This window comes from Terriglobales bacterium, assembly GCA_035457425.1.
In the GTDB taxonomy this organism is placed as follows: domain Bacteria; phylum Acidobacteriota; class Terriglobia; order Terriglobales; family Acidobacteriaceae; genus JACPNR01.
The window spans coordinates 1-3,086 of sequence record DATIBR010000017.1; the positions used below are offsets into that span (position 1 = coordinate 1).

4 protein-coding genes are annotated in these 3,086 nt (G+C 65.5%); all 4 read right to left on the bottom strand.

The window, feature by feature from the left end; translation table 11 throughout:
• Positions 1-384 (bottom strand): hypothetical protein (locus VLA96_01545; protein HSE47870.1); only part of this gene is annotated, 384 nt, incomplete at its 3' end.
• A 17-nt stretch (positions 385-401) separates the two neighbouring features.
• Positions 402-1,115 (bottom strand): NADH-quinone oxidoreductase subunit C, encoded by a 714-nt coding sequence (locus VLA96_01550; protein HSE47871.1) that lies wholly within the window; start codon positions 1,113-1,115, stop codon positions 402-404.
• A 148-nt stretch (positions 1,116-1,263) separates the two neighbouring features.
• The gene (gene ndhC / locus VLA96_01555; GenBank protein HSE47872.1) at positions 1,264-1,620 is read right to left on the bottom strand and encodes an NADH-quinone oxidoreductase subunit A; all 357 of its coding nucleotides are present in this window, start codon (positions 1,618-1,620) and stop codon (positions 1,264-1,266) included.
• Positions 1,621-1,692: 72 nt separating this feature from the next.
• Positions 1,693-3,086 (bottom strand): amidohydrolase (locus tag VLA96_01560; protein HSE47873.1); only part of this gene is annotated, 1,394 nt, incomplete at its 5' end.

Sequence of the window (3,086 nt, forward strand, 5' to 3'; positions counted from 1 at the left end):
CGTCAGGATGACCCGGATGTAGCGCGCGCGCGGCGGCGCCTCGATGTTGAGCAGCTTCTCCACCGCCTCGCAGTAGCCCAGCCCGTTCGAGACCGCCGCCACGTAGTCCATGCGGTCGACGTACGGATTGAACATCGCGTAGGTGCGGTGCTCGGCGATCTTCTCCACCCCGCGGTGCAGGTATCCGATCACGCACTCGGTGCCCAGCACCTTCTCGCCGTCGAGCTTCAGGATGACGCGCAGCACGCCGTGCGTGGAGGGATGCTGCGGGCCCATGTTCAGGATGAGCTCGTCGGAATCGAGGTACGGCGCCTGCGGCTCCGGCGCCTGCTCCAGGTGCTTCACCGCCGACGGGTTCTGCTCGGATTTGAGGATCTCCGCCACGTTCTTCCCGTAGCCCTCTATTGCCCGCTCTCGATGCCGAGATTGATCTTCACCCACTCGTTATCCTGCTGGATGATGCCGTAGTCCTTGCGCAGCGGGAATCCCTTCCACCCATCCGGCAACAGGATGCGCCGCATGTCCGGATGCCCCTCGAACTCGACGCCGAACATGTCGTAGACCTCGCGCTCCAGCCAGTTCGCCGTCTCCCAGAGCGGCACCGAGCTGGGCGGCTTCTCGCCGTCCTTGACGCTGGTCTTCACGCGCACGCGCTCGTTGTGCGCGAACGAGTAGAGGATCCACACCACCTCGAACGGTTCCGGCTTGTCGGGATAGTGCACCGCGGTGACGTCGACGCAGTAATCGAACTTCTCGTCGTCGCGCAGCGACCGCAGCACGTCGAAGACGACTTCCTTGTTCACGACGAAGTAGTTCTGACCGAGGTAGGTCAGCGCGTCCTTGATGCCCGAGCCGTACAGTCCCTTCAGTTTCGCGACGCGCGGGTGCTCCCATGGCGTCGCCGCGGGACCGGCGGGCTTGGGCGGCGGCGCGGCATGGCCGGCGGCTGCGCCGGGCGGCGTCGGCTGGACTTTGGCGGGGTCTTTGCCCTGCGCGGCGTCGCCGGCCTTGCCGGGCGCGACGTTCTGGCCGGCGGCGGTAACGGGCTGCGCGGGCGGCTTGTCGCCACCACTCGCTTGCGGGTCCGAGGGATTGCGTTTGGTTTCGTCAGCCATGCAGGGAGCGACTGCTAACCGCGCAAATCGTGGAAGAACCTTACTTTCTAACAGCTTGCATATTGAGTGTCAACGCCGCGAAAAACTGAACGGGGCGGCTTCAGCCGCCCCGCAAATCGTCACTCGACAATCGTAAATCGGCAATGGGTTACACCCACTCGAGCGCTCCCTTTCGCCATATCCACACGTACCCGACCACGAGGATGGCGAGGAAGATCATCATCTCGATGAACCCGAACATGCCGAGCATCTTGAACTGCACCGCCCACGGGAACAGGAAGATGGTCTCCACGTCGAACACCACGAACAGGATGGCGACGATGTAGAAGCGCACGGTGTAGCGGCCGCGCGCGTTGTCGACCGGGTCGATGCCGCACTCGTACGCCATCAGCTTGGTCTTGTTGGGATTCTCCGGGCGCACCAGCTTCGCAAGGATCAGCGTCAGGGGGATCAGCACCCCCACCACCGCGATGAACAGGAACGCCGGGATGTAATTCTGCGGCATATGTCGAACGGACGATACTAACGCCGGGTCAGTACGATTTCAAATCACCAATCACAAACCGCAAATCACAAATCACTTCGCCTCGTACACCGTCTTCCCGCCCACCACGGTCCGCAGCACCTTCGTCTTCAGGATCTCCTCCGGCTTCACCTTGCTGATGTCGCGGTCGAGCACGACGAAGTCGGCGAGCATCCCGGGCGCGAGCGTTCCCTTCTCCTTCTCGGCGAACTCCGCGTAGGCCGAGCCGGTGGTGTAAGCGGCGATGGCCTCGTCGATGGTCAGCTTCTGCTCGGGATAGTAGGTCTTCTTCCCGTCCTCGCTCATGCGGGTCACCGCGCAGTACAGCCCGCGGAAGGGCGTGATGGGCTCCACCGGGTAATCCGTCCCAAACGCCAGCGGGATCTTGTTGTCGAGGAACGTGCGCCACGGATAGGAGTACTTCGCGCGTTCCGGCCCGATGCGCGCCTCCGCCCAGTTCATGTCGGTGAGCAGGTGGTTGGGCTGGACGCTGGCGATCACGCCCAGCTCCTTCATCTCCTGGAACTGCCCGGGCGCCATCACCTGGGCGTGCTCGATGCGGAAGCGGAAGTCGGGCGTCTTGTCGCGATTCTGCGGGCGCTCGTGCCACTCGCGCCACGCCTCGCCGAACCCCGCCAGCGCCAGGTCCGACCCGCGGTCGCCGATGGCGTGGAAGCCGATCTGGAAACCGGCGTTGGTCTTCTCCCACGTCTCTTCCTCGAGATCGTGCTGGCGGAACTGCGGCAGCCCGAAGTTCTTCGGGTCGTCGGAATAGGGCGCGAGCAGCGCCGCGGTGCGCGAGCCGAGCGAGCCGTCCATGTAGCCCTTGAGCATGCCGGTGTGCAGCATCGGGTCGGTGGCGGGATGGTGCGCGCGATGCTCGCCCAGCGTCTTCAGGTCCGCGCCGAACGGCAGCCACTCCGTGATGCGCAGGGTGAGCTTGCCTTCCTTCTCCATCTCCTCGAAGACGAGGAAGTCCTGCCAGTCGGAGTTGTCCTGCGCGCTGGTGATGCCCCACTGCGCGGCGTCGGCGAGCGCGAGCTCGAGCGCGCGGCGGCGCATGGCGGGAGTCGGCGGCGGGATCTTCGAATAGACAAGGTCGCGCGCGCCTTCCCGGAGGATGCCGGTCGGCTCGCCGTCATCGCCGAGGTCGATGGCGCCGCCCTGCCCCGGCTTCGTCGTCTTGGTGACGCCCGCGGCTTGGAGCGCGGCGGTGTTGGCGACCGCGATGTGCCCGTCGACGCGCGTGAAGATGGCCGGATGGTCGCCGGTGACGGCGTCGAGGTCCTGCCGCGTCGGCAGCACGACCTTCGTCCACTTCGTGTGGTCCCAGCCGCGGCCTTGCATCCATTCGCCCGCCGGCCGCTCCTTCGCCGCCGCCGCCACGCGCTGCTTCATCTCCTCGAGCGACTTCGTGCCGGTCAGCTCGACCTGGAGCTTGCCCATCC